Source organism: Ensifer sp. R1-3 (assembly GCF_056739175.1).
Genome location: NZ_CP096517.1, coordinates 915256 through 937169, shown reverse-complemented (window position 1 = coordinate 937169; position 21914 = coordinate 915256). Strand labels below are relative to the sequence as shown.

18 protein-coding genes and 4 pseudogenes are annotated in these 21914 nt (G+C 58.9%); 12 read left to right on the top strand and 10 right to left on the bottom strand.

The window, feature by feature from the left end:
• Positions 1–75: 75 nt before the first annotated feature.
• Both M1D43_RS29430 and M1D43_RS29425 read left to right on the top strand, forming a co-directional pair.
• Positions 76–750 (top strand): XRE family transcriptional regulator, encoded by a 675-nt coding sequence (locus M1D43_RS29430; protein ID WP_017276713.1) that lies wholly within the window; start codon positions 76–78, stop codon positions 748–750.
• On the top strand, positions 747–1367 hold the full coding sequence (locus M1D43_RS29425) for an RES family NAD+ phosphorylase (protein ID WP_127672505.1): 621 nt from the start codon (positions 747–749) through the stop codon (positions 1365–1367). Before M1D43_RS29430 ends, M1D43_RS29425 begins: the two co-directional genes overlap by 4 nt.
• A gap of 1222 nt (positions 1368–2589) precedes the next feature.
• Here the strand turns inward: M1D43_RS29425 and M1D43_RS29420 are convergent.
• Positions 2590–3177, bottom strand: coding sequence for a TetR/AcrR family transcriptional regulator (locus tag M1D43_RS29420; protein WP_088195726.1), 588 nt, complete (start codon positions 3175–3177; stop codon positions 2590–2592).
• 110 nt (positions 3178–3287) lie between these two features.
• Here M1D43_RS29420 and M1D43_RS29415 point away from each other — a divergent pair, with 110 nt between their 5' ends.
• From M1D43_RS29415 to M1D43_RS29390, 6 genes are all read left to right on the top strand, one after another.
• Positions 3288–3908 (top strand): (2Fe-2S)-binding protein, encoded by a 621-nt coding sequence (locus tag M1D43_RS29415; protein WP_088196354.1) that lies wholly within the window; start codon positions 3288–3290, stop codon positions 3906–3908.
• Between the two features lie 2 nt (positions 3909–3910).
• A complete protein-coding gene (locus tag M1D43_RS29410) occupies positions 3911–4927 on the top strand; it encodes an FAD binding domain-containing protein (RefSeq protein ID WP_088195725.1) in 1017 nt (338 codons plus the stop codon).
• Positions 4927–7041: a xanthine dehydrogenase family protein molybdopterin-binding subunit gene (locus M1D43_RS29405; protein ID WP_127540722.1), complete on the top strand. Its 2115-nt coding sequence runs from the start codon at positions 4927–4929 to the stop codon at positions 7039–7041. Before M1D43_RS29410 ends, M1D43_RS29405 begins: the two co-directional genes overlap by 1 nt.
• 69 nt (positions 7042–7110) lie before the next feature.
• Entirely contained in the window at positions 7111–7530 is a 420-nt protein-coding gene (locus M1D43_RS29400; RefSeq protein ID WP_127667915.1) for a DoxX family protein, read from the top strand.
• 761 nt (positions 7531–8291) lie between these two features.
• Complete coding sequence (locus M1D43_RS29395) at positions 8292–8633, top strand: ArsR/SmtB family transcription factor (RefSeq protein WP_014527972.1); 342 nt, start codon at positions 8292–8294, stop codon at positions 8631–8633.
• Positions 8630–9556 carry an SRPBCC domain-containing protein gene (locus tag M1D43_RS29390; RefSeq protein ID WP_127662867.1) on the top strand — a complete coding sequence of 309 codons (927 nt, stop codon included), beginning with the start codon at positions 8630–8632 and terminating at the stop codon, positions 9554–9556. The genes M1D43_RS29395 and M1D43_RS29390 overlap by 4 nt, the downstream gene beginning before the upstream one ends.
• A 368-nt stretch (positions 9557–9924) precedes the next feature.
• On the opposite strand, the gene M1D43_RS29385 is transcribed toward M1D43_RS29390, so the two are convergent.
• The 3 genes from M1D43_RS29385 to M1D43_RS29375 form a co-directional block, all read right to left on the bottom strand.
• Complete coding sequence (locus tag M1D43_RS29385; RefSeq protein WP_267880213.1) at positions 9925–10047, bottom strand: hypothetical protein; 123 nt, start codon at positions 10045–10047, stop codon at positions 9925–9927.
• Positions 10048–10402: 355 nt separating this feature from the next.
• Positions 10403–11662, bottom strand: a complete 1260-nt coding sequence (locus M1D43_RS29380) for an MFS transporter (protein ID WP_015242008.1) — start codon at positions 11660–11662, stop codon at positions 10403–10405.
• Positions 11659–13176 carry an FAD-dependent oxidoreductase gene (locus M1D43_RS29375; RefSeq protein WP_017265342.1) on the bottom strand — a complete coding sequence of 506 codons (1518 nt, stop codon included), beginning with the start codon at positions 13174–13176 and terminating at the stop codon, positions 11659–11661. Before M1D43_RS29375 ends, M1D43_RS29380 begins: the two co-directional genes overlap by 4 nt.
• A gap of 44 nt (positions 13177–13220) precedes the next feature.
• On the opposite strand from M1D43_RS29375, the gene M1D43_RS29370 reads away from it, so the two are divergent.
• Entirely contained in the window at positions 13221–13715 is a 495-nt protein-coding gene (locus tag M1D43_RS29370; RefSeq protein WP_017265341.1) for a MarR family winged helix-turn-helix transcriptional regulator, read from the top strand.
• A gap of 213 nt (positions 13716–13928) precedes the next feature.
• Here M1D43_RS29370 and M1D43_RS29365 read toward each other — a convergent pair.
• Positions 13929–14279 (bottom strand): annotated as a pseudogene (locus M1D43_RS29365) (LysR substrate-binding domain-containing protein); the annotation flags it as partial.
• Between the two features lie 634 nt (positions 14280–14913).
• On the opposite strand from M1D43_RS29365, the pseudogene M1D43_RS29360 reads away from it, so the two are divergent.
• Positions 14914–15250 (top strand): annotated as a pseudogene (locus M1D43_RS29360) (hypothetical protein).
• Between the two features lie 713 nt (positions 15251–15963).
• Here the strand turns inward: M1D43_RS29360 and M1D43_RS29355 are convergent.
• Together M1D43_RS29355 and M1D43_RS29350 are read right to left on the bottom strand one after the other, a co-directional pair.
• A complete protein-coding gene (locus M1D43_RS29355) occupies positions 15964–16182 on the bottom strand; it encodes a hypothetical protein (protein ID WP_015242012.1) in 219 nt (72 codons plus the stop codon).
• Positions 16183–16193: 11 nt separating this feature from the next.
• Entirely contained in the window at positions 16194–16475 is a 282-nt protein-coding gene (locus M1D43_RS29350) for a hypothetical protein (RefSeq protein ID WP_017265338.1), read from the bottom strand.
• A gap of 389 nt (positions 16476–16864) precedes the next feature.
• On the opposite strand from M1D43_RS29350, the pseudogene M1D43_RS29345 reads away from it, so the two are divergent.
• Positions 16865–17203, top strand: a pseudogene (locus tag M1D43_RS29345) (hypothetical protein).
• Positions 17204–17541: 338 nt separating this feature from the next.
• Positions 17542–19320, top strand: a complete 1779-nt coding sequence (locus M1D43_RS29340; RefSeq protein ID WP_127638263.1) for an SLC13 family permease — start codon at positions 17542–17544, stop codon at positions 19318–19320.
• A gap of 163 nt (positions 19321–19483) precedes the next feature.
• On the opposite strand, the pseudogene nhaA reads toward M1D43_RS29340, so the two are convergent.
• The 3 genes and pseudogenes from nhaA to M1D43_RS29325 all read right to left on the bottom strand — a co-directional run bounded on the left by nhaA (position 19484) and on the right by M1D43_RS29325 (position 21520).
• A pseudogene (nhaA, locus tag M1D43_RS29335) lies at positions 19484–20755 on the bottom strand (Na+/H+ antiporter NhaA).
• Between the two features lie 224 nt (positions 20756–20979).
• The gene (locus M1D43_RS29330) at positions 20980–21147 is read right to left on the bottom strand and encodes a hypothetical protein (protein WP_164822838.1); all 168 of its coding nucleotides are present in this window, start codon (positions 21145–21147) and stop codon (positions 20980–20982) included.
• A gap of 97 nt (positions 21148–21244) precedes the next feature.
• The gene (locus tag M1D43_RS29325) at positions 21245–21520 is read right to left on the bottom strand and encodes a DUF1488 family protein (RefSeq protein WP_027988854.1); all 276 of its coding nucleotides are present in this window, start codon (positions 21518–21520) and stop codon (positions 21245–21247) included.
• Positions 21521–21914: the final 394 nt, after the last annotated feature.

The window sequence follows — 21914 nt, the reverse complement described above, 5'->3', positions numbered from 1 at the left end:
CCGTGATTTACGAACTTAACAAACTTGACGAACTGTCCCATGCTGCCTAAGTTATAGCGCAGGAGGCTGAAGACCATGCCCGCGACGAAGACTCTAGCCAACGAATCCCGAAACGATTCTTCGAACATTGCGCTCTCGATGAAGCTGCCACGGAAAGCCGATTTCGAGAAGGCGCTGATCAGGCAATACGCCAAGGCGGTCAAGCTGAGCCGAAAGGCCGGCCATCAGGTCAGTTTCCGCGTCGTCGTGGATCCGCTAGCCGGCGCGCAGACGATTTCAGTCGTTGAAGAAGAGCCGCTGTCTCATCAGGATGCGTTTCCGGTAGAAGAGGTGCCAGAACCGGATGATGAACTCCAGGCAGCGTTGGCTGCCGCACGGGAACGCGGCCGGCGTCGCGCGGCGGAAATTCTCGCGGAGGGCGATATGCTGAGCGCGGAAGCGTTCGCGGACCTGCTCGGCGTTTCGCGCGTCACCGTCAACACAAAGCGCCATAACGGGCAGGTTCTCGGTCTCGACGGCGCCAAGCGGGGCTTCCGTTTTCCGTCATGGCAACTCGATCGGGACGGTCGACCCTATGCTGCGCTTCCAAAGCTGCACGAGGTCCTGGGCGGTGCATGGGCGGTTTATCGCTTCCTTGTCACGCCGCACGGCGCTTTGAATGGCCGGACGGGCCTCGACGCATTGAAACGCGGTCAGGACGAAGATGTGGTTGCAGCGGCCGAGGGTGTCGCCCGCGGTGACTTTCGCTGAATGGCCGCATCAAGCCGCCCCCGGGTTTCGAGAATTCCCCGCTCGATATCGAGACCGTTCGTGCCGGTCGTCGATTTGGACGAATCTATGCGAGCGCCTTTCCCGATCCGTTAGGATATGGAAAGACGCCGAGCCGGTTCAGTGATCCCCGCCAGCGTGACCCGGCAAGGCGGTTTGGTGTTGTCTATTTGGGCGACACACTCAAGGTCTGCTTCCTGGAAGCGGTCTTGCGTGATCGGCGCGATGGCCTCATGGGCGATCTCCCGATCGATGAGAAGGAGATCTATGCGCGGCGCTACGCAGAGATTGAGACGATCGCGGATCTCCGTCTTGTTGATCTGCGCGAGGACCACGCGATCAGGATGGGAGTGCCGACGGATGTCGCAAAATCCTCCCGCCAATCCCTCGGGCGGGCGTGGTCGCTTGCTTTCCATGAGCACCGGTCCGTGCCGGACGGCATCATCTATCCTTCCCGCCTGAACGGACATACGAATCTCGCGATCTTTGACCGCGCCATCTCAAAATTGTCGGCAGTACGCGTCGTGCCATTAATTGGAGCACCGGGCCTTGCCACCATCATCAACGATCTTCGTGTGAGCCTCGTCGACATCATTTAGACCAAGGCCATGAAACTCAAACCGGCCGCACTTGCCAGCGTTGGACCTCGCGGTGCAAGATACCCCTCACCTCGTGGCAGGGGTGACCAATTAAATCATAGATCACCGGCCCCGCTCCTCGTAGAACATGCCTGATCCTATGAGATCGGCATGGAAATGCCACTCTGAACGGCAGTTGCTAGCAATGAAGCAAGATCGGACGCTCCGTCCGCGAGTTCTGGGGATCGCGGAAATCCCAGACGGCCGTGCTTTGCCTCAGATTTCGAGCGCCTGTGCAGATACGGGCAGCTTTGTCGACTCCGTCTTTCGCTCGGTCGAAAACAGGCTACTGCTTCCAGAGGAGATCATCTGATGGCTGAAGAGAACGGTACAGTAATGCCGGGGAACCTTTTCCAGCCGCACCGCAAAAGATGATTGGGTGAGAAACAATAGTTCAACAGGATCGCGGCCCGGTTTGCTCAAGGTGGGAACACTATGAAATCACCATGGAAATTCCTTGCCAAATTGACGTCGTGGCGACCATCGGCGAAAGCGCAAGGGAGTTCTATCGGGAATGACACTAATTCCAAGCCTTTCGAGAGCGAGGTTGATCCCGTAGCGCTTGGCCAGCGTCCTCAGGCTCTCTTGACTATTCTGTATTGCTCGACGGATCGCCTCTGTCGTTGTGGCGCTGCCGTGAAGAACCTGTCCCGTAGTGCATCCTTCCATTTCTGGGAAAGCAATGCACCATCAAAACCTGGGATCAAACACCTAGTATCTAGCTGCCGGCCTGCCATTTGCAACCGCCCTTACCGTCTCGGAGGCATTCGAGCGGATGCGCAGGCAGGCATCCCTACATGCTTGGCGTTGGTATATTTTCGACTGTTCACATTGCCCATTCCTGGGGACTGATGCGAGAACCGGCCGGAGACCGAGGTGCCCAATCGATTGCACCTTCCGCGTCGGCCTTGAATGCGGATCCTTTTCATCGACTCAGAACTAAATATGGAGGGTCATTGGCGACGCTCTTACATCGGCCGGGCTGACGTCTTGAGCGGCCGGCGATGTTCCACGGAGGGCGCGTAGTTTCACCGGCAGCGGATCGAGATGCGGTTATACGAACACCGCGGCGCACTCCGTGGAACGCCGGTGCGAGCTGCCACTTCCACCATGCTCCGCGACGAGCGAAAGAGCGCGCACCATGCAGATCCGCCCCGGCGCGCCATGACCTCTCGGCCTTCCTCTAGGCCCGTCGCCGGCTAGTCTCCTGAATGCCTCCGGCCTTCTCGAACTGGTCAAGAGCCGCCTGCACGTGGTCTGTAAAACTTTTCTCCATTTCGTCGGCGCGCCAGTTTTCCAGCGCAACTTTCCATATGGCTGCTCCAATCTCTGCCACGACCCGCGCATGCGAGGGATCGATGCCCCGCTGCTTTAGCGCATGATCAATTGCGGAAGCCAGCATGTGTAACTTCATAAGTTCCCGTTCCTGCAAGTCGCCATGCGTGGATATCAAAAGCTGGCGCAGCTTTACGATGGGACGGTGGCCGTCAATAAACGGCGCGACCGACTCAAAGGCGTGAGCCACCATTGCGAGTGGATGCGAGCCGGATTGGGCCCGCGCAATTTCCTTGGCTATCGTGACCTGGTGATCTCCGGCCCGCCAAAACATCACTTCTCGCTTGTCGCTGAAGTAGCGGTAGAACGTGCGCTCGGTTAGCCCTGCTTTCGCAGCAATTTCTGGCACAGTCGTTGCTGCGTAGCCCTGCTCCCTGAACAGACTGTACGCGGCGCTCTCGAACCGCTCGCGGGCATTTTCGGCCTTTTTTACCACTCAGACACCTCTCTTTTTCGTGAACCTAGGCCAATTGACAGGCTCTGACAATGAGGATACGTCATTGTCAGAGACTGACAATGACGGTCTCGCTCGGGTCGGAGGATCACATGGCAGACAAACTTTCGATTGACTCACAGACCACCGGCGTTACGCGCCGCGTTGTCCTTGCTACCGGTGCTGGAACAGTCACGGCGAGCGTGTTGCCGCTTGCGCCACCAGCCTCGGCACAACAGCGGTTCACTCGTGTCGAAACCGGGCAAACGGTTCGAATCTCGGCGAGCGTGAACGGTCAAGCTGTTACTCTTGAGATCGACTCGCGCGCTTCTCTCCTGGATCTCTTGCGTGAACGGTTAGATCTCACCGGAACGAAGAAGGGCTGCGATCACGGCCAGTGTGGTGCCTGCACGGTTCATCTAGATGGCCGACCTGTCTCGTCCTGTTTGACGCTGGCGCCGAAAATTGATGGACGGCACGTCACGACGATCGAGGGGCTCGCCGAGGGCTCAGACCTCCACCCCATGCAACAGGCTTTCATAGACAACGATGCACTTCAGTGTGGGTATTGCACGCCAGGACAGATCATGTCCGCTGTCGCCTGCGTGACCGAAGGGCGCGCGGCCCATCCAGATGATATTCGAGAATTCATGAGCGGGAACATCTGTCGGTGCGGCGCCTATGTAGGCATTCTCGCGGCCATCCAGCAAACAGCCAAGGTCATGGAGGGCTGAAGATGCGAGCCTTGAGCTATACTATTGCCGCGTCCGCGGAGGCTGCAGTCGCGCAATTTGCGGAGGCTCGCGGATCGGCACGATATATTGCGGGTGGCACCAACCTTTATGATCTCATGAAGCTCGGAATTGAGGATCCGGCCCACTTGATCGACGTCAGTCGAATTGACGGGATGGACGCGATCGAAACCGACGGCGACGTTCTGCGCTTCGGTGGCCGCGCACTGATGGCCGATGTAGCCTACGCACCGGTGGTGCGCGACCAATATCCCGTGCTTTCCGAAAGTCTGCTCAAGGCTGCGTCACAGCAGTTGCGGAACATGGCCACCGTGGGCGGGAACCTTTTGCAACGCACCCGCTGCATGTACTTTCGCAACGGCGCGGGATCGACTTCGATGGTTGGCGTTTATCCTTGCAACAAGCGTCAGCCTGGCTCCGGTTGCTCGGCCATCGGCGGACTCGATCGCACTCATGCTGTTCTTGGCACAAGTGAGGCTTGCACCGCGGTGGCGCCTGGCGACTGGCCGGTCGCGCTAACGGCGATGGACGCAACGGTAGAGATTCTCGGACCTAAGGGTCCGCGTACCCTTCCGATTGCTGAATTCTACCGTCTCCCCGGTGACACACCCCACCGCGAGTTCAATCTTCAGCCGGGCGAGCTGGTGACGGCGATCACCGTGCGAAAAACTCCTGCCGGTCGTGCATCGACTTATCACAAGATCCGCGACCGCGAGAGCTATGCCTTCGCTTTGGCCTCTGCTGCGGTGGCACTCGAGATGGATGGCGCCACCGTCCGCGCCGCGCGCATCGCGCTCGGCGGTGTCGCGACCGCACCTTGGCGATCCCGCGCCGCCGAAGCAATTCTTGCTGGTTCACCACTCACACCTGAACTTGCACTTCGGGCTGGGAGGGCGGCATTCGCGGACGCCCGCAGCGGTCAGCACAACGCATTCAAGATCGAACTCGGCGCGAGAGTTGTCACCGAGGCGCTGACCATCGCCGCTGAAAGGAGGGCGTAATGCCCACGCAAGCCTTTTCGGAAATTCCACGTGTCGATGCGAGAGACAAAGTTCTCGGCCGAGCGCAGTACGGTGCCGACGCCAAGCTGCCCGGAATGCTACATGCCATGCTGGTGCCCGCGACTATTGCGAAAGGCAAGGTAAGTGCCCTCGATGTAGCGCCCGCGATGGAAACCCCAGGCGTTGTGCAGGTGCTGGGTATAGGAGATTTCCCAACGCTTCGTGCAGAGATATCGTATCGGGGCCAGCCTATGGCGCTGGTGGTTGCCGAGACCGTTGAAGCGGCGATCGAGGGCGCCGAAGCGGTGACGGCGCTTTACGAGACGGCGCCCTACATTCCGCTGATGACGAGTCCAGGGGCGCATCGGGTCGATGCTGAGGAATTCAATGCAGGTGACGTCGATGCAGCGTTTCAAAGCGCAGCCCACATCGTGACGGGCACCTTCGAAACGCCAACCCAGCATCACAACCCCATGGAGTTGTTCGGCACTGTTGCGGAATGGACCGATGGCCGACTGACCGTATACGAGGGGTGCCAAAATCTGGACGCCGTCAAGGGTGCGCTCATGCGAGCATTCGAGCTTTCACCCGACCGGATCGTGGTCAAATCGGAACAAGTCGGCGGCGGGTTCGGACAGAAATCTCCTCCAAAGTTGCAGACAGCCCTGGTCGCGCAGGCGGCACGCTTGACACGGCGCCCGGTGAAGCTGGTGACGCCTCGCGGACAACTCTTTCATATAGCCAATTACCGACCTCGAAGCGTCCACAACATCCGCCTTGCTGCCAGCGCGGAGGGGCGTTTGCAGGCCATCATTTACGATGTGGTGCAAGAAAACATCCCGGACGGAAGCTTTCGCTCGACCGGCTACCATGAAGATATCGCCCGCTTGTATTCGATCGAAAATTTCCGAGCGACTGCCGGCGATATTCACGTCGACCGCCAGATGCCACGCCACACACGGGGCACGCATCCCTTTCCGGCGGGCTTTGCATTGGAAAGCGTGATTGATGAAATGGCCTACAAGCTTGGCAAGGACCCCGTCGAGCTTCGCCTTGAACACGAGGCTAAGAACGACATCATTGCTGGCCAACCTCTATCGCCGCATTTTCTGAATGACTGTCTGCGAGAGGGGGCCAACCGATTCGGCTGGAGTAGGCGTCTTCCCGCACCGGGATCGATGCGACTAGCCGACGGGACGTTGGTCGGTCTCGGTGTCGCATGTGGCATCTTCGGTGCGTCGATGTCCGCGAGCGAGGCAACGCTCAGGGTGCGCGCCGATGGAACGACACGCATGATCAGCTCCGGGCACGAGATGGGCCAAGGAATACTAACCGCGATCGCCAACGTCATCATCCAAGGGCTCGACATCAACCCCGATCGTCTGGAAATCCTGCTCGGCGACACCACGTTAGGGCCACAGCTCGCCACGGTCGGCGAGCGCGGGACGGCCAGCTGTGTGCCAACGGCTGCAAAGGCGGTGGAGGTTCTACGCGCCAAGTTTGCCGAACTCGCCGGGGCCAATCCGCCAGCCGGCAACTTGCACCAACAGCTTGCGCGCCTGAAGCGTCCCTATATCGAAGTCAAGGTTTCAGAGCTGGCGCCAGGTCAAGACGCGTCGGCCATCGAGGCCTACCGTACCGGCGGCCGGGCAGGGGCAGGGCCCGATTACCCCGGCTTCACGTCAATGAGCTATATCGCGCAGTTCGTGGAGATTCACATCGACCCGACGACGGGGCGGATCAGCATGCCACGCGCGGTCAGCATCGCTGACGTTGGACGGGTCGCAAGCCCTAGGACCGCGAAGGGGCAGATGTACGGCGGTGTCGTCTGGGGATTCAGCACAGCGCTTCGGGAAGTGTCAGAGGTCGATCCGCGTTTTGCCGGTTACCTCAATGACGACCTGGCCGATTACGTGATGGCAGTGAACGCCGATATCGGTGAAGTGAATGTTGGGCTCATAGACAAGCCTGATCCCAGGATCAACTCGGTCGGCGTGAAAGGAATGGGCGAGCTGGTAATGCTCGGAACCGCGCCGGCAATCGCCAATGCGATTTATCACGCGACAGGCAAACGCATACGAAAACTGCCGATACGCATAGAGGACGTGCTCTAACACATGCCGAGCCGCTGTGCACTTGTTTAAGCCGAACTTGCAGTCCGTCTGGTCAACCTGGAGGCAAACATGCCCGCTTTGCAAATACCCTATATCCGCGACTTTGCCCCTCATCTTCTCAGTGTCTTGCGCATCTTTGCAGCAGGATCATTCTTCACTCACGGTACGATGAAGCTTTTCGGCTGGCCCGCACCCTTCGAATATCCTCTCAGCCCCATGCTCTACATCGCCGGCGTTCTCGAAGTGACTGGCGGCCTTTTGTTGGTAATTGGTCTGCTCGCTCGCCCGGTTGCCTTCCTGCTTTCAGGGTTGATGGCCGTCGCATACTTTATCGCACACAGCTCTGACAGTTTCTTCCCGGTACTCAATCACGGCGAAGCCGCGATGCTGTATTGCTTCCTGTTCCTATATATTTCCGCAGCCGGACCCGGGGCTTGGAGCTTGGATGCGCTGCAGGAGCGTAAGTCTGAAGCGCCCCAGACCGCCTAGCGCTGGCGATATTTCACTTTTCGCGCACCAACCGCGGGTGCGTCCATGGTGATGACCCAGGTTTCGCCAACTTGATTTGCACCGGGCGAACAATAAGGTGTGCCGATGAAGCCAAAGGAGTGAGCGAACGTGGATTCCGCTCGCGGTGTTGGCATCCAGCTTCCGCGTCAAAGCACACTTCTTGCCATTGCCGGGCAAAAACAGAGGACCACTATGGTCACGTTTTCACTTCAGGCTCGCCCGGATGTGCAGAGAAGCGTCGAAGCGAGCCGTTCTTCACGAGCCCGGTGCACGGCTTGTGGCGTGAATGTCGTCGGGAACACGTCTATGGTGCTGCGGCGCCGCGCAGGTGAAGAGGGACCTTCGACTCTAAAACGAGAGATGTGTGGCTTTAGGACGTCTACGTTTCCGTAAGGCCGTTCGCTTCCATATCTAAAAGCAGGACAGCGGCGGTTTTTCCCGGCTTTCTGAAGCGCTCTCTCTTACGCCTAATCGCTGCTACCGCTCTACCGGTACCCAAGGCAATTGGAGAGGCGAAATTCCTGTTCGTGACTGGGGGCGCAAGCCGACAGGCAGCATGAGGATCTGGCTCTTCGGATTGCGGGTATCGGATCCGCGCGAGCTTCGTTGCACTGACCTTTCCAGCGGGTTCTGCAACAAAAGGGGGCTGGTCTAGGGACCCGACAAGCTAGGTGAGAAAACTTAGCAGATTGACGAAGTTTTCTCTTGCGTCGCCAATAGCGCTGATGATAGTTAGCTTTATGGCTAAGCATGATACGGATCTTTCGCTGCTCTTCCACGCGCTCGCCGACCCGACCCGTCGGTCAATCCTAACTCGACTCGCCGAAGATTCGGCGCGAGTCACGGATTTGGCCGGACCCACGGGACTGCGTCTGCCCACGGTGATGCGGCACCTTTCCGTGCTGGAGGAGGCAGGGTTGATCTCCACTTCCAAGGATGGGCGGATACGTACCTGCGCCATCGTCCCGGAGGCTCTGGACCCGGTACGGACATGGCTGGATGAACAGCGAGCCGTCTGGGAAGCCCGGCTCGATCGGCTGGACGCATTTGTGATTAAGGTGATGAAGGAGCGCGCAGAATGACACGGATCCCGGATTCAAGCAGCGTGGCCCGCACGGCGCCAGATGACAGGAAGGACCGTTTTGCGACGCTGACCTTCGAGCGGGACGTGGCCGCGCCGTTATCGGTACTGTGGCAGGCCTGGACGGCCCCGGCCGCGCGGGCGGTTTGGGCCGCACCCACGCCCTCGGTCACCGTGGAGTTTCTGGAGGCCGAAAGCAAGGTGGGCGGACGCGAGGTCTCGCTCTGCAAGGTGGAGGGGCAGCCAAATATCCGCTGCGAGGTTGGTTGGCTGGAATTGCAGCCTGCGCTGCGCAGCGTGAACTACGAGGCAATTTCGTCCGGGGGCGTGACGCAATCGGCGGCGCTGGTGACTGCGGAATTCTCAGGCACGGACGAGCGCAGTCGGCTGGTCGTCACGGTGCAACTTTCCTCGCTGGCCGAGAATATGGAGGCGGGATATCGGCAGGGCTTTGGCGCGGGGCTGGACAATCTCGCGAGCGCGGCTGAGCGGACGATGGTGCTGGAGCGCGTGATACAGGCACCGCGAACTCTGGTCTGGGGTGCGTGGCTGAATCCCGAGACGCTGCCGCAATGGTGGGGACCGGACGGGTTCTCCTGTCGAACGACGCGGATAGATCTGCGGACGGGCGGCGAATGGGTCTTCGACATGATTGCGGCGGATGGCACAGTCTACCCGAACCACCATCGTTATGGTGAGGTTCGGGCCTATGAAAGGATCGGCTACACGCTTCTCTGGGGCGAGAATGGGCCGAAACATGCCGATGCCTGGGCCTCGTTCGAGGATCTCGACGGATGCACGAAGGTGACGCTGGGCATGATCTTTAGCACGGTTGCCGAGTTCCAAGAGGCGAGGGGCTTCGGCGCTGTGGAACTGGGACTGCAAACTCTGGGCAAACTTGAACGCTTCGTCGTATCCCAGTGAAGAAGCAATGGGTTCCCAACGGAACGGGCTGCCGAAAGCGATCTAAATTCAAGAAAAGATGCGGGAGCGGCTCGCTCCGGACGAACGGCGGTTAAGGGGCGCAGTTGCCGTTCACAGACTTTAGCGTGGACGTCGCTTAGGGCCGGAGAGTGCCATTTTTCCACGAGTCCTGCCGAGAGCCTCCGCGATTTTCACGAGGGTGACCAAGTTTGACTCTCCCTAGCCGGAAAGCTACCGCGCAGGCTCCTCCAGACCTGTCGGGAACGAAGGGGATACCCCCAGCGTTTTCAAGGACTGCAGAGGTGCAAAGGTGTCGCTGATTAGGAGATCTGAAATGGATATCACCACATTACTCGTCATCGTCTTGATCATATTGCTGCTCGGGGGTGGCTGGTACGGCCGAGGTCGCTGGTATTGATCACGAATAACACCAGCTTGCCGCAAACCGTTGCTGGCGCGGTGACGATCACCGCGTTCGTGCTGCCGTTCATCAGCTCGTATCTTTAGCCTATGCCGGTCTCGCCAGACCTCGCGCCAGAAGGCACGGAAGGCATGCCGCATCGCAATTCCGAGCTCAGAAAGGTGGGAGCTGTCACTTCCGCATCAGCCTCCAGATGGCGTTCGACAGAAGCATCCGACCACCGGGCTTGACGACATCATCGATATCGCCCGGTCGGGAAGGTGAGGCGGTTCCCGCTCAAAGAAGCGTTTTCCCGGGCGAAGGCGGTCATGGTTCCGCTTTTCTCGCGGCGCTATGCTCCAGCCGACAACCAATGTTGTCCAGCGCGCGTCCGGCCACGCTCTGCCGACGCCTGGGGGGTTCGACGATCATCAACCGCCTCACTGTCAACGGATCCTTAGGTCGGATGCACTCGCTGCCCGTTCGATACCATGGTGCGGAAGACGCGTTGCTGCGACAACCGCACCCGCCAGTGCAATTGCAACCACTGCGCCGATCCATGCTCCGTAGAAGCCCAAGCCGAGAATGATTCCTGCCAAGACCGGTGAAACAATATCCGTCATAGCACCGAGCGCCTGCCCGGTTCCGATGACGACTCCTTGTCGGTCCGAAGGAACACGGTTGGAGAGCGCCGCGATGTAGGTGGGTTTTGCAAGAGCATCGCCCGTGCTGACGCACAACACTGCAAAGGCAAGAGCCGGAATTGTACTCGCCAATCCCGCACAGAGAAAACCCGTACCGACGAGAGCGAAAATCAGAACGATCATTCCGCGTTCCGAAAAGAACCGATCAAGCCATCTGAGTAGTAGAAGCTGGACGAAGATGTTGATCATTCCGTCGGCAGCTATGAGGTAGCTCAATTCGCGCGTCCCGAAGGCGTGGCCGTTCCAGGTGAACCTCTCGCCGAGAAACATGGGAAGCTGAGAGGTGTACATCCCATAGGCCAGGAAATGACACAGCATCACGGCGGCGAGCACACGGATGACGGGAGAGCTGCCGATCGCGCGCAGCGAGTGCTGCTCGCGGTCGGTCTCGATCACGCGTGAGCCCGCCGCCGGTCCGTCTTTCATGCCAAAGAATGTCACCGCTATGCCGATTGCAGACATGCCGAGCGCCAAATAGATCGGAGCGGTGAGCGAGACATCGGACAGAATACTCGAGAGGACCGCACCGACGATCGCTCCTAGGCCGCCGCCGGCACTGACTATACCGATCGCTCGCCGGCGGGCTGTGGGAGAACTGTTGTCTGCCGCATAGGCGGCAGCGGCCGAGAAATTGCCGGCAGTCGGTCCGAACAGAAACCGTGCAAGCAGGACGATGAGAATGTTTTGCGCGAGAGCAAGCAAAAGAAGACTGGTGACGGCCAGAGCCTGGCTGGCGAGAAGAACGTTCCTGCGACCGAACCGGTCGGAAAGCTGGCCGAGCAGAGGCGCCGCGGCGAACTGGCTCAGCGCTTCTGTTGCAAGGACGATGCCGAACACGAAAGGGTTCGCTCCCATCTCACGCAGATGGAAAGGCAGCACGGGCAGAACCGCGCCGATGCCGGCAGCGTAAAGGCCCGTAATCACGAATACCGGCAGCAGCAGTCGCCAGTCGAGCCCGTTCGACCCCCCGGCATTCTTCTCGGGCAGTGGGTGCGCCATCATCTTACGCCCGCCCCTTTGAACCAGTCGACGCCGACATTCGACAGATAGATTTCAAGCCTTGGGATCGCGTCTGCATCGAACGTCGCACCGACATACCCGTCAGGCCGGATCAGGACACACTCACCGGGAGCCAGTCCGTAAGCCTCGCGGACGTGTCCCCAGGCGTCGACGACGTCGCCGCCTGTGCCTAGGCGATAGATGTGCAGGCCCGGGCGTGGCGCAACCATGTCACGCCGGTCTTCAAACACGAGCAGCGTCCAATGCGGCCCCTGGAACAGTCGGAACAGGCGCGACGGTTGGCCTGCCGCGCCCTTCACCGGGGCGTCAGGAGCGCGGTTCCCCGCACGTACGCCGTGGCTGCGCTCGGGAAGCTCCGTGGAGAGCGGAGAGTCCGGATAACCGACGTCGAGTTGATGCACCTCCCGGCCACGGCGCATTCCACCTTGCTTCTGTGCCTCGAGCAGCCGGGTTGAAAGGCCCAGAACTGCTTCTGCGATCGGACGCCGTTCTCTTTCGTAGGTATCGAGCAGACGATCTTGAGCGCCGCTGAGCACGGCCGCGAGCTTCCATCCGATGTTGTAAGCGTCCTGGACGCTGGTGTTCAGGCCCTGCCCGCCTGTCGGCGGATGGATGTGAGCTGCGTCGCCGACCAGGAATGTCCGACCGACCCGGTAGCGATCGGCAAGCCGGGCGTTCATCGCATAGGCCGAAGCCCAGGCGACAGAATTCACCGCCATGTCGCTGCGGCTTGTCCGCTCTCGGAGAATGCGATTGAGTCCTTCGGCGGAGAGGTCGATTTCACCGTCCACCGGTACGGGCGCCTGAACCTGGAAGAGATCGGTTCCGGCGAGCGGGCAGATAGCGACCATTCGCTCCATGTCACCATCGTTGAACTGGTGCCACGCGTCGCGTTCCAGCCCGGTCAATGTCACATCTGCCACAAGCGCACGCACGCCCAGGGTCTTTCCGGGGAAATCCACGCCGAGGGCGCCGCGCACGAAGCTGCGCCCGCCATCCGCCCCGATAAGATATCGGGTGCGTATGGTTGCCTGGCCTGTCGGCCCGGCGATGCGCGCCGTGACGCCGTTGTCGTCCTGCTCAAAACCGGTCAGTTCGCATTCGAACTCTGCCATGTGGCCAAGTTCGGCGAGCCGATCGCGCATAATACGCTCTGTCACGAACTGGGGGACCATCAGCGCCAGATGATACGGTTCTGTCGGTGTCGGATCGAGCCGCTCGACGGGATCCCTGTCGCTATAGCTTCCATCGGGGTGATAGGCGCGTAGTGGCGGATAGACGCCGCCGGCAGCGACGGTTTTATCGAGGATACCGAGATCTTCGAAAATTTCCTGGGTTCTGGGCTGAAGCCCCTTGCCGCGCGAGCCATGGAAGGGCTGCGCCCGCTTGTCGATCAACCGGAAAGAAATTCCCCGCCGTGCAAGTTCGATCCCCAGCGTCAGGCCAGCCGCTCCCGCGCCGCAGATGAGCACATCCGCTGCAAAATCATCTGTCATTTCTCTCTCCATGTGTGTATTATGCACATAATAGGAGATTTCAAATGCCGTCAAGAGAAAGTGTGCAAAATACACATATCAGCATTCAGATTCGCGAGCTTCACGGCGCGCTGATCGACATCGTCAGTTTTATGAACCAGCCGCAGCGGGACGAAAGGATGGTGAAGGAAGCCGGAATTTCGCTCGACCGCGCCCTGTTCCCTCTGCTGGTCGGGATCGAGCGACGAGGGCCGATCGGCATCGTCGAACTCGCCGCGGGGGTTGGCCGTGATTACACGACTGTGAGCCGTCAGGTCGCCAAGCTGGAAAGTCTTGGCCTGGCGGAACGAAGGCAGAGTACGGCGGACCGCCGTGTAACCGAAGCTGTGATCACGCCGAAGGGCAAGGCGATGACAGACAATATCGACGACGCACGCGAGCGGTATGCTCGTGCAATCTTCAAGTCCTGGGACGCACAAGACATCGATGAGCTCGTGCGTCTCATGCGTAAATTCGCCGATGCGGTGAACGACGAGCCACAGGGTTTGGCCGGACTCTGAAATATTGACAAGTCACGGGCCCGGAGAATTCCAGGTGCTCCGCGAACCGGCCGGCGGTGCGATGGGCGGTCCCGCAGTGTCGCCCACTGAAGCCTTCTGAATAGAGGGTCTTCCTCAATTTGTGTGGTTCACTCACCGTTAGACATGATGCCGCTATGGGCAAGAGGCGTGACGCCTGTTGCTGGGCAGTGAAGCCTCTCGACGAGGATTTCGCTATCTCTGCCGGTATCGAAAAGCTTCGACAAACGCAGCGAAAGCCGGCGATGGATGCCGCCGGCTAGGATAGTAGAGATGGTACCCTTGAAACGTAGGAGCCCAATCCGCGAGCACTTCCTGCAGCCGTCCGCTCTCAAGGTGTTGCCGGACGAGGTCCTTCGGCGCATATGACAGCCCTACGCCGTCAAGAGCGGCATTGAGCGCCGGATCTATATTGCTCATCGTGAGTTGGCCCTCGACACGTACGCTAAACTCGCGACCGTCCTTTGCAAACTCCCAAGCGTAGAGAGCGCCTGATGTTGGAAGCCGCAGGTTAACGCAATTGTGCTTCGTCAAGTCGTGTGGCGTCCGGACTCGCAGGAAGCCCATCCCATTGACTTGGTTGGTTGGATAGACGACGTCGCGGTCGTGCCCGCCCGAGGGCGTCGCGATGGACCTGAGAGCAGGGGAAGATGATAGCCGGCGCTCTTGGAACTCGTCGAGCGCACGAGGCCGCCAATTCCGCGTTGGCCGCCTAGTCGCGGAGTTCGCTTTCAGCGCGCGGTTCATCTCGGGCTCCGCTCGATAGTTGATCTGCGTCACAGCGCCCCCTCAGTCGAATAATCATGGCATTGGGTGGGCGGCTTCACCAGCCAACACCACCCGTCGTTCAGTTCTTTTGAAGCTGGGCCGAGTTTGCCGGACCGCCAGCGACACCACGTCCAATCCCGAACGGACCAGCGTTGTCTCATCGGGAGTACGAAGCTGTTCATGGCGAGTCAGGGAGAGCAGTCGGGCAATCCGGATTTCTCGGCCCACAGCTCTAGGAAGTCGTCTGGCCACAGCGCGCGGGGAAACAGCTACTAAGGTCCATGCGCTGAGCATGAGACGCGCGGGAATCCGTGAGACAAGATGCGAGACTTCCTCATCTGATTATCGAGTGCGCTCTTAATGTGATAGAAGGTGGCTGTAACGTGGTTCGTAGGCCAACGAGGAGGTCACCATGCCGCCGAGAAAAGGCACCAAGGATTACCAGAACGAAATTATCAGAGTGTACTACGGCATCAACAACCAAACCCTTGGAGTACAGTCAGTGTGGGAGACGCGCGGCGGTAAGCTGGCCTCGATGTCTGCCGGTCACCACTTTAGGCACCAATGTGTTGCTGGAAATACCGCTCACTCGGACGCGGTGTCCTTTGCCTTCGACCTTACAGGCGTTTTCACGCTGCCCGTGGATGTTGAGAACCATCCACTTGTAAACGAGCTTGAAGAGAAGGCCTCGATCATGCGTGCCCAACGAACCCACGACGCACTTCCGTGAGGTCCTCTCGATTGCGTGAACCACCGCGCTGCTCTACGCTGAACGTCGTCGCGATATGCGCGAAGGGTGTCACCGGCCACTTGCCGTTTTCATCCTTTGCTGCTCTGTAAATCATGACGCCTCTATCCATGGTGAACGTGGCCTGTGCATAACTTCCGTTTCAGGATCTATGTAACGATCACGAGAGGTTGTCTTGGTGCCCGTATTCAATGGTCAGACGCTCTTCCTAAACAGAACGCCCGCGCTCCAGCGAGAAACGTACGTGCTTTCGTCAGACGGGTGCCGCCGAAACTCGGCCATCAGAAAACTGCAACGTCTTGAGCACCTTTCCTCCGCGGAATCTCAAACTCGACGCAAACGGCCTCGTCTTCGCATCGAAGGACGCACTTCGGCCTCGCTCAACGCTGAGACGATCTCGTCGTGATAGTCGCGCATCGTATTATCCGGCGCTTTTTGCAACGTATTGAGAACCCGTAGTGCCCGTGCGGCATTCGTGGGGTTAAGCTTCCTGCCATTGTCCAATGGCCTGTTCTTACTGTCTCCCCCGTGAAGAGGTGGTGGATCGTATAGGTACCGTCTCCTTCGAAACGGCGGCCATATTGATAGAATTGTCCAGATCTGTCAGGCGCCCCGCCTTCAGACTCCCATACGCTGAGGGCGAGCGCGTGCTCCTCGTGTTTGCTCTTCAACTTTTGGCCCTCCTCGGGCTTGCTCTTACCGCGAGCGCGATCGTCAGTGAGGGGATGCCATGCCCCATTCAATCGGTTCGAGATTGTCTTCCCCGCTGACGCGTTCCTGGCCGAGTTCGTCATTGCGAATGCGATACTGGGGCCAGTTGGATGTCAACGGCAGTTTGGCCGTGATGCGATAGGTCTCTGCCGCGCCGGGCGAGATATACGTTCTGTCTTTGAGGCGCACGGACAGACCGATGGGGAAGGTATGGTCGCGCATTGAATTTGCCTTCACAGGTTGGATGACGCTGCCGCATCGCGCTGATCGAAGGCTATGAGGGCTTCGATCTCCTCTGGATCGATCGGCACAAGGCGCATTCGGTACTTGTTCTCGGTTGTTGGCGGGAGCGTGATGAACGTTGCTACGCGACGATAGGCCGACCAGGAGAGACCTTCGATCAGCTCCTCTTCTTCATCGACTACGTAGTCGCCGGCAGTGACCATCTCAGATAGTCCTGATATCCAGAATGGCTTATCAAAATGAACCGTTCGGTGGCTTGTTCTGGCGAACATGATTTGTGTCCTCTGCGGGATTTAAAAGTGGGCCGGATCGGCAGTTTTTTTAGCTCGGGGAGTTTTCCGTCCCGACTCGCCTCTAGAAACAGAAACTCCCACCGATATCAATGGTAAATAAATACACCGATATTGAGGCATTACTAAGTCACGACACAAGAAGTTACAGAGAGGACGGAATAAGACGTTTATTTATTCCAAATCAAATGTGCGGGAAGAATTTAATTTTTCTTAGAATTGGCGGTGCGGTATCGTAAAGATGGCATCGAAATAATAGTATGTTCACATTTTTATCTTTAGGGAGCAGATGAAAAATCTGGTTTGCAACTGTCTCCTGGTTAAAGAACAGGCCCGCATCGACCTCGATAACCGGTTAGAGGGAATAGCACATGACATTCGAACAGGGCCTTGAACGGACAAAACCCTCTACCATCGGCCTGGTGGTAGGAGGTTTTGCTGCACCCATCGTCGGGTTCAATGCGGGATGGATTACAACCACGACGGCCAGCGCGCAGGCGGCCGAGACACCAGAGTGGATGCGCTCACGGGCATTTGCTCGAGTGCCGCAGGGCGAATGGCAACCGCCCGCAGCACAGACCTGGCCACCCTCAAGGGCTACGACAATCGTGCGAAACGCGACGAGCGCGTCGCGGTCATTATGACCGATATTCAGGTTCCGGCGGACATCCTCGACAAGATCAGCACGAGCTAGCCGCTCACTATCTTGAAGCAACGCGAAATGCCGCTTTGGGCATCTCAGAATTCCGCAATCAGGAAGGCGAAATGAAAAGCTCGTGCACGCTCGCTTCTATACCTACGATTTCACGCGTTCGGTCGCGATGATTGCCTTTACTCTGACGATTGCCGTAAATTGTCTATTCGGTCCTTTCCGGAAGCATTCTATAGGTGCCGATCATGCGTGCATCCGTTCAATGAAGCTGGAAAGCATCGTGGACCGGCGTTGGGAGTGCCGAGCCATTGAATGAAGCCGACAAGTTATCCCGACATTAGCTCTTCAGGCGAGTAAAATGGACTCGACATCGAAAGAGTTCGTCGGATCCTAGAGATGACACAGCCTCAGGCTTTCGCATTCGCCATTCTGATCGGCCTGATGATCGCTTTCATATGGGGACGCCTCCGCTACGACCTCATCGCAGTCCTTGCGTTGCTCGCCGCAGTTTTCACCGGCATCGTGCCGCATAAGGTAGCGTTCTCCGGCTTCGGGGACGACATTGTTATTATCGTCGCCAGCGCCCTCGTCGTAAGCGCTGCGTTTGAACGCAGTGGTGTCATAGAGGCATTCCTTCATCGCGTGGCGCCCCGCGTGACTTCTGTGCAGGGTCAGGTTGTTATTCTCGTGGCGGCGGTCACGGTTCTTTCCGTCTTCATCAAGAATATCGGGGCGTTGGCGATGATGATTCCGGTCGCGTTCCAGATGGCACGCCGCTCGAAAGCGTCCCCTTCGTCATTTCTTATGCCGATGGCGTTCGGCTCCTTACTCGGTGGGCTCATCACCCTCGTCGGCACATCACCCAATATTGTTGTGTCACGGATGCGTGAGGAACTGACGGGCCAGCCTTTCAGCATGTTTGATTTTACGCCTGTCGGTATTGGTATTGCCGCAGCGGGAGTGGTTTTCCTGGCCTTCGGCTATCGGCTGCTTCCTCGAGACAGAGAGGCGGTGCCTACGATGGAGAAGGCGCTGAATATCAAGGACTACATGACGGAAGCTCGCATTACTGGGAATTCGCAGGTCGTCGGCAAGTCGATCAGGCATTTGTCGGCTTTGCTGGATGACGAGGTCATGGTCACCGGGCTCGTGCGAAATCAGGTCGAGCGCCTTCTGCCACTGCCGGATCTCGTCCTCCAGCAGGACGATATCGTCTTGCTGGAAGGAGATCCTGAAGCGCTGGAGCGAGGTATACGGCGCGCGCGCCTGGAACTGGAAGGGCACAACCGCCCCACCGAAGCAAAAGGAGTCGACGAAGAGATTGTCGGAATTGAAGTGGTAGTCGGTCCGAGATCAGTCTTGATTGAGCAAACGGCCAAGCGCTTGGCGCTGCATAACCGATTCAACATCAATTTGCTCGCGGTAAGCCGGAGTAGCCAGCGCTTCACCGAACGTTTGCGCGACATCGTGTTGAGATCAGGTGACGTTCTCGTTTTAAAGGGCGATCTCGTGCTTCTCCCGACCAAGCTGATGGAACTCGGTCTTCTTCCTTTGGCCGAACGGGAGATCCGACTGGGCAATCCGCGAGAACGCTTGATGCCCATGCTAATCCTAGCCGGCGCAATGGCGTCTACCGCATTGGGTGTATTGCCCGTTGCCACCGCGTTCTTCGCTGCTGCTGTTCTGACGGTTTTGTTCGGTGCCCTTTCGCTCAGAGAAGCTTACGAGGCTGTCGACTGGCCTATTGTGATAATGCTCGGCGCTCTCATCCCAGTCAGCGAGTCCATCCGTACGACCGGTGGTGCCGATCTTATTGCCGGCGCCCTCGCTCAGCTTGCTGGCGCCTTGCCCGTCTTCGGCGCGCTTGCAATGATCATGGTGATCGCAATGGCCGCGACGCCGTTTCTGAACAATGCCGCCACCGTTCTGGTCGTCGCCCCAATCGCGGTTACCCTTGCTCACCGCCTTGGCTACAACCCGGACGCCTTTCTGATGGCAGTCGCAGTAGGGGCAGCTTGCGATTTTCTGACGCCCGTCGGACACCAGTGCAATACTCTGGTTCTGGGACCTGGTGGTTATCGCTTCGGCGACTATTGGAAGTTGGGGCTGCCGCTCTCGTTTATTGTGGTCGTGCTGGGCGTGCCTTTGATCCTGTTGTTTTGGCCGACAGTTTAGTCCGTCGCGCCGATGCAGCGCGTCTGTCGCGCGATAGAGATAGCCGGCGGGACTGGAGAAGCGGATCGGCATTCTGCGGCAGTGTCCTATCCCCTTCATAACGGTTCCGGGCGATGGACGCAGAATGCGGATGCGTCGCTAGGAACGCCGATGGGCGCCTTCACTATCGTCTGTTAGGAGACGTCAGTAAGGTCAGCGCCATAAAACCGAGTGCGGCCGATATGACGGAAGCGCCGAGCACACCGAGCTTGACGGGGATCAGAGCTCGGGCTCGAAAGCAAGCTCGGCAATGAACAGAGCCATGGTGAAGCCGATCCCGGTCAGCAGACTGCCGGCCGCCAACAGGCTCCAGGATAGCTGTTCCGGACGACACGCGAGGCGAAGTTTCACGGCGAGGAAACTGAAGAGCACAATGCCAGCCGGCTTGCCGACCACGAAGGCGACGACAATTGCGATCGTGAGGGGAACGTCGAAGTTTGCATCCTCTATCGGGACGCCCGCGTTGGAGACGGCAAAGAGCGGCATGATTGCGAATGCGACCCAGGGATGGAGGGCGATCTCGAGACGCTCGATCGGCGACACTGCTTCGCGGGTCGCGACGCCTGCCCGATGAAGGTCGCTGCGTGCCGCCGTGTCACGGCTGCGATGGTCGCCGGGGGGATGGGCGATCACCCGGTCGAGTATCGCGTGGAGGCGGATCTCGCTTACCCACCTTCGCGTCGGCGTCATCAAGCCAAGGATCACTCCGACGAGCGTCGCGTGAACGCCCGATGCGTCGAATGCCAGCCAGATGGCGCTACCCATCACGAAATAGACCGCAATGCTGGGAATGCCCAGAAGCGCAATTCGTGCGACGAAGGCAAATCCGAGTCCGCCGGTTCCGAGTGCCACCCAATTCAACGGTTCGCAATAGCCGACCGCCACGATCAATATGGCGCCGATGTCGTCGAAGATCGCAAGAGAGAGCAGGAACAGTCGCAAGCTACCAGGTACGCGCGAACCGAGCAAAGCAAGGCACCCGATGACGAACGCCGTGTCCGTGGACATAACGGTGCCCCAGCCGCTCGCACCCGGCCCTCCGCCGACAAGCAGCAAATAGATTCCGGCCGGTGCAGCCATCCCCCCGAGAGCGGCGGCGACGGGTAGAGCGGCCATGCGCGGATTGCGCAGCTCCCCCAGCACCAGCTCGCGCTTCACCTCAAGGGCGATGACGAAAAAAAAACGTCATCAGCCCGTCGCTGATCCAGTGCTTCAGCGAACGATAGATCCCGATGTCGCCCAGTCTGACACCCGCGGGCATCTCCCAAAAGGCGAGAAACGACGGCGACCACGCGGTATTTGCGAGGCCGAGCGCCTCGATCCGGAGGAACCGCATAAACGGCTTGGTAAGCCGATCTGCCGGTTCCCTGGGAAGCCGTGAGAGACTGTCGTTCATGCCGTGAACCACTCCTGCGGTTTTGATCGGACAGGCAGATGTCTCCAGCGACTATTGCGGGGCCTGCGCCGCATAAGGTCCACACCCGGACGACTTCAAGACGGGTTTCCCGAAAGACTTGATGAGGGTGACATCGGCCGCATCACGGTCCGCCAAACTCGGATCCTGCCGACCCGCAGCGTATTGTCGTATTTGTGCCATCCATCGTCACGAACACCCTCCATTCAGGCGGTATCCATCGCGTCGACGACCGGGACGTCGATGCCGCCGATATGACAGCTTGCCTTCGTCCTCGATTGTGGGATCGCCACGTATCGTCGTTTCACCCGCCGGTGCGACAAGCCGCCCGCACCGGTGACCCAGGAGATCGCGATGAAGTGATGTCGGCACATCGGGGGCGGTCAATGTCGTTTCCAGGAACGCGAATATCGGCCGCGGTCCCGTGGAGCGCAGCGAACCTACGAACGCGGATCAGCCTCTGGATCCATCCTAGCGGAAATGGGCGGCGGTTAGGGTGTAACAGTCGCGACGGCCGCCCGAATAGGCCTTCCGTGCGACATCATAGACGGACGAGCGCGATGCGTCGAAAGCAGAAAGGAGCTTCGATTCAGAGACTTTCGATGTGTCCAGTTCGGCATCGGCCACCACGAGCGCGTCAGCCTCGACGAAGAACCGCACCTCAAACATACCCTCGTGGCCAAGGAAACGGACGGCGTTTCTTTTTTCATCGAAGCTGCGGCTCGAATTTGGAAATAACAGCGTCATACTCAGCGTGCCTCAGTTTCGCACGACGCTGAAGGCGCGGGTTCAGATTAGGCTGCCCCGCCGCCTCCAGCGTTCCGCATGCGAAGGTTATGGTCGACACGCGCCGGTGAAGTGGGCGGTGCCTACGTATAGCAGGTTTGAACGAACCGACTCTCCACGCCCGCGCGGCGCAAGACCTCGCATCCTAATCGTGGTGAATAGGAGGTCCTTTGAGGCGGCGAACCCAAACCTCAGCCAGATCAACGAGTTGTATATATGTGCTTGAATTGGTCTTTAAACAAGGCGCTCGGGTCTTCCGGACGCCGGATCCGCCTGATTGTTCCATCTGTGTGAAGGTCGACAAGACCAGAGACGGCGGTAGCGCTCGCGAGGAACGAGGAACATCCAGACGCAC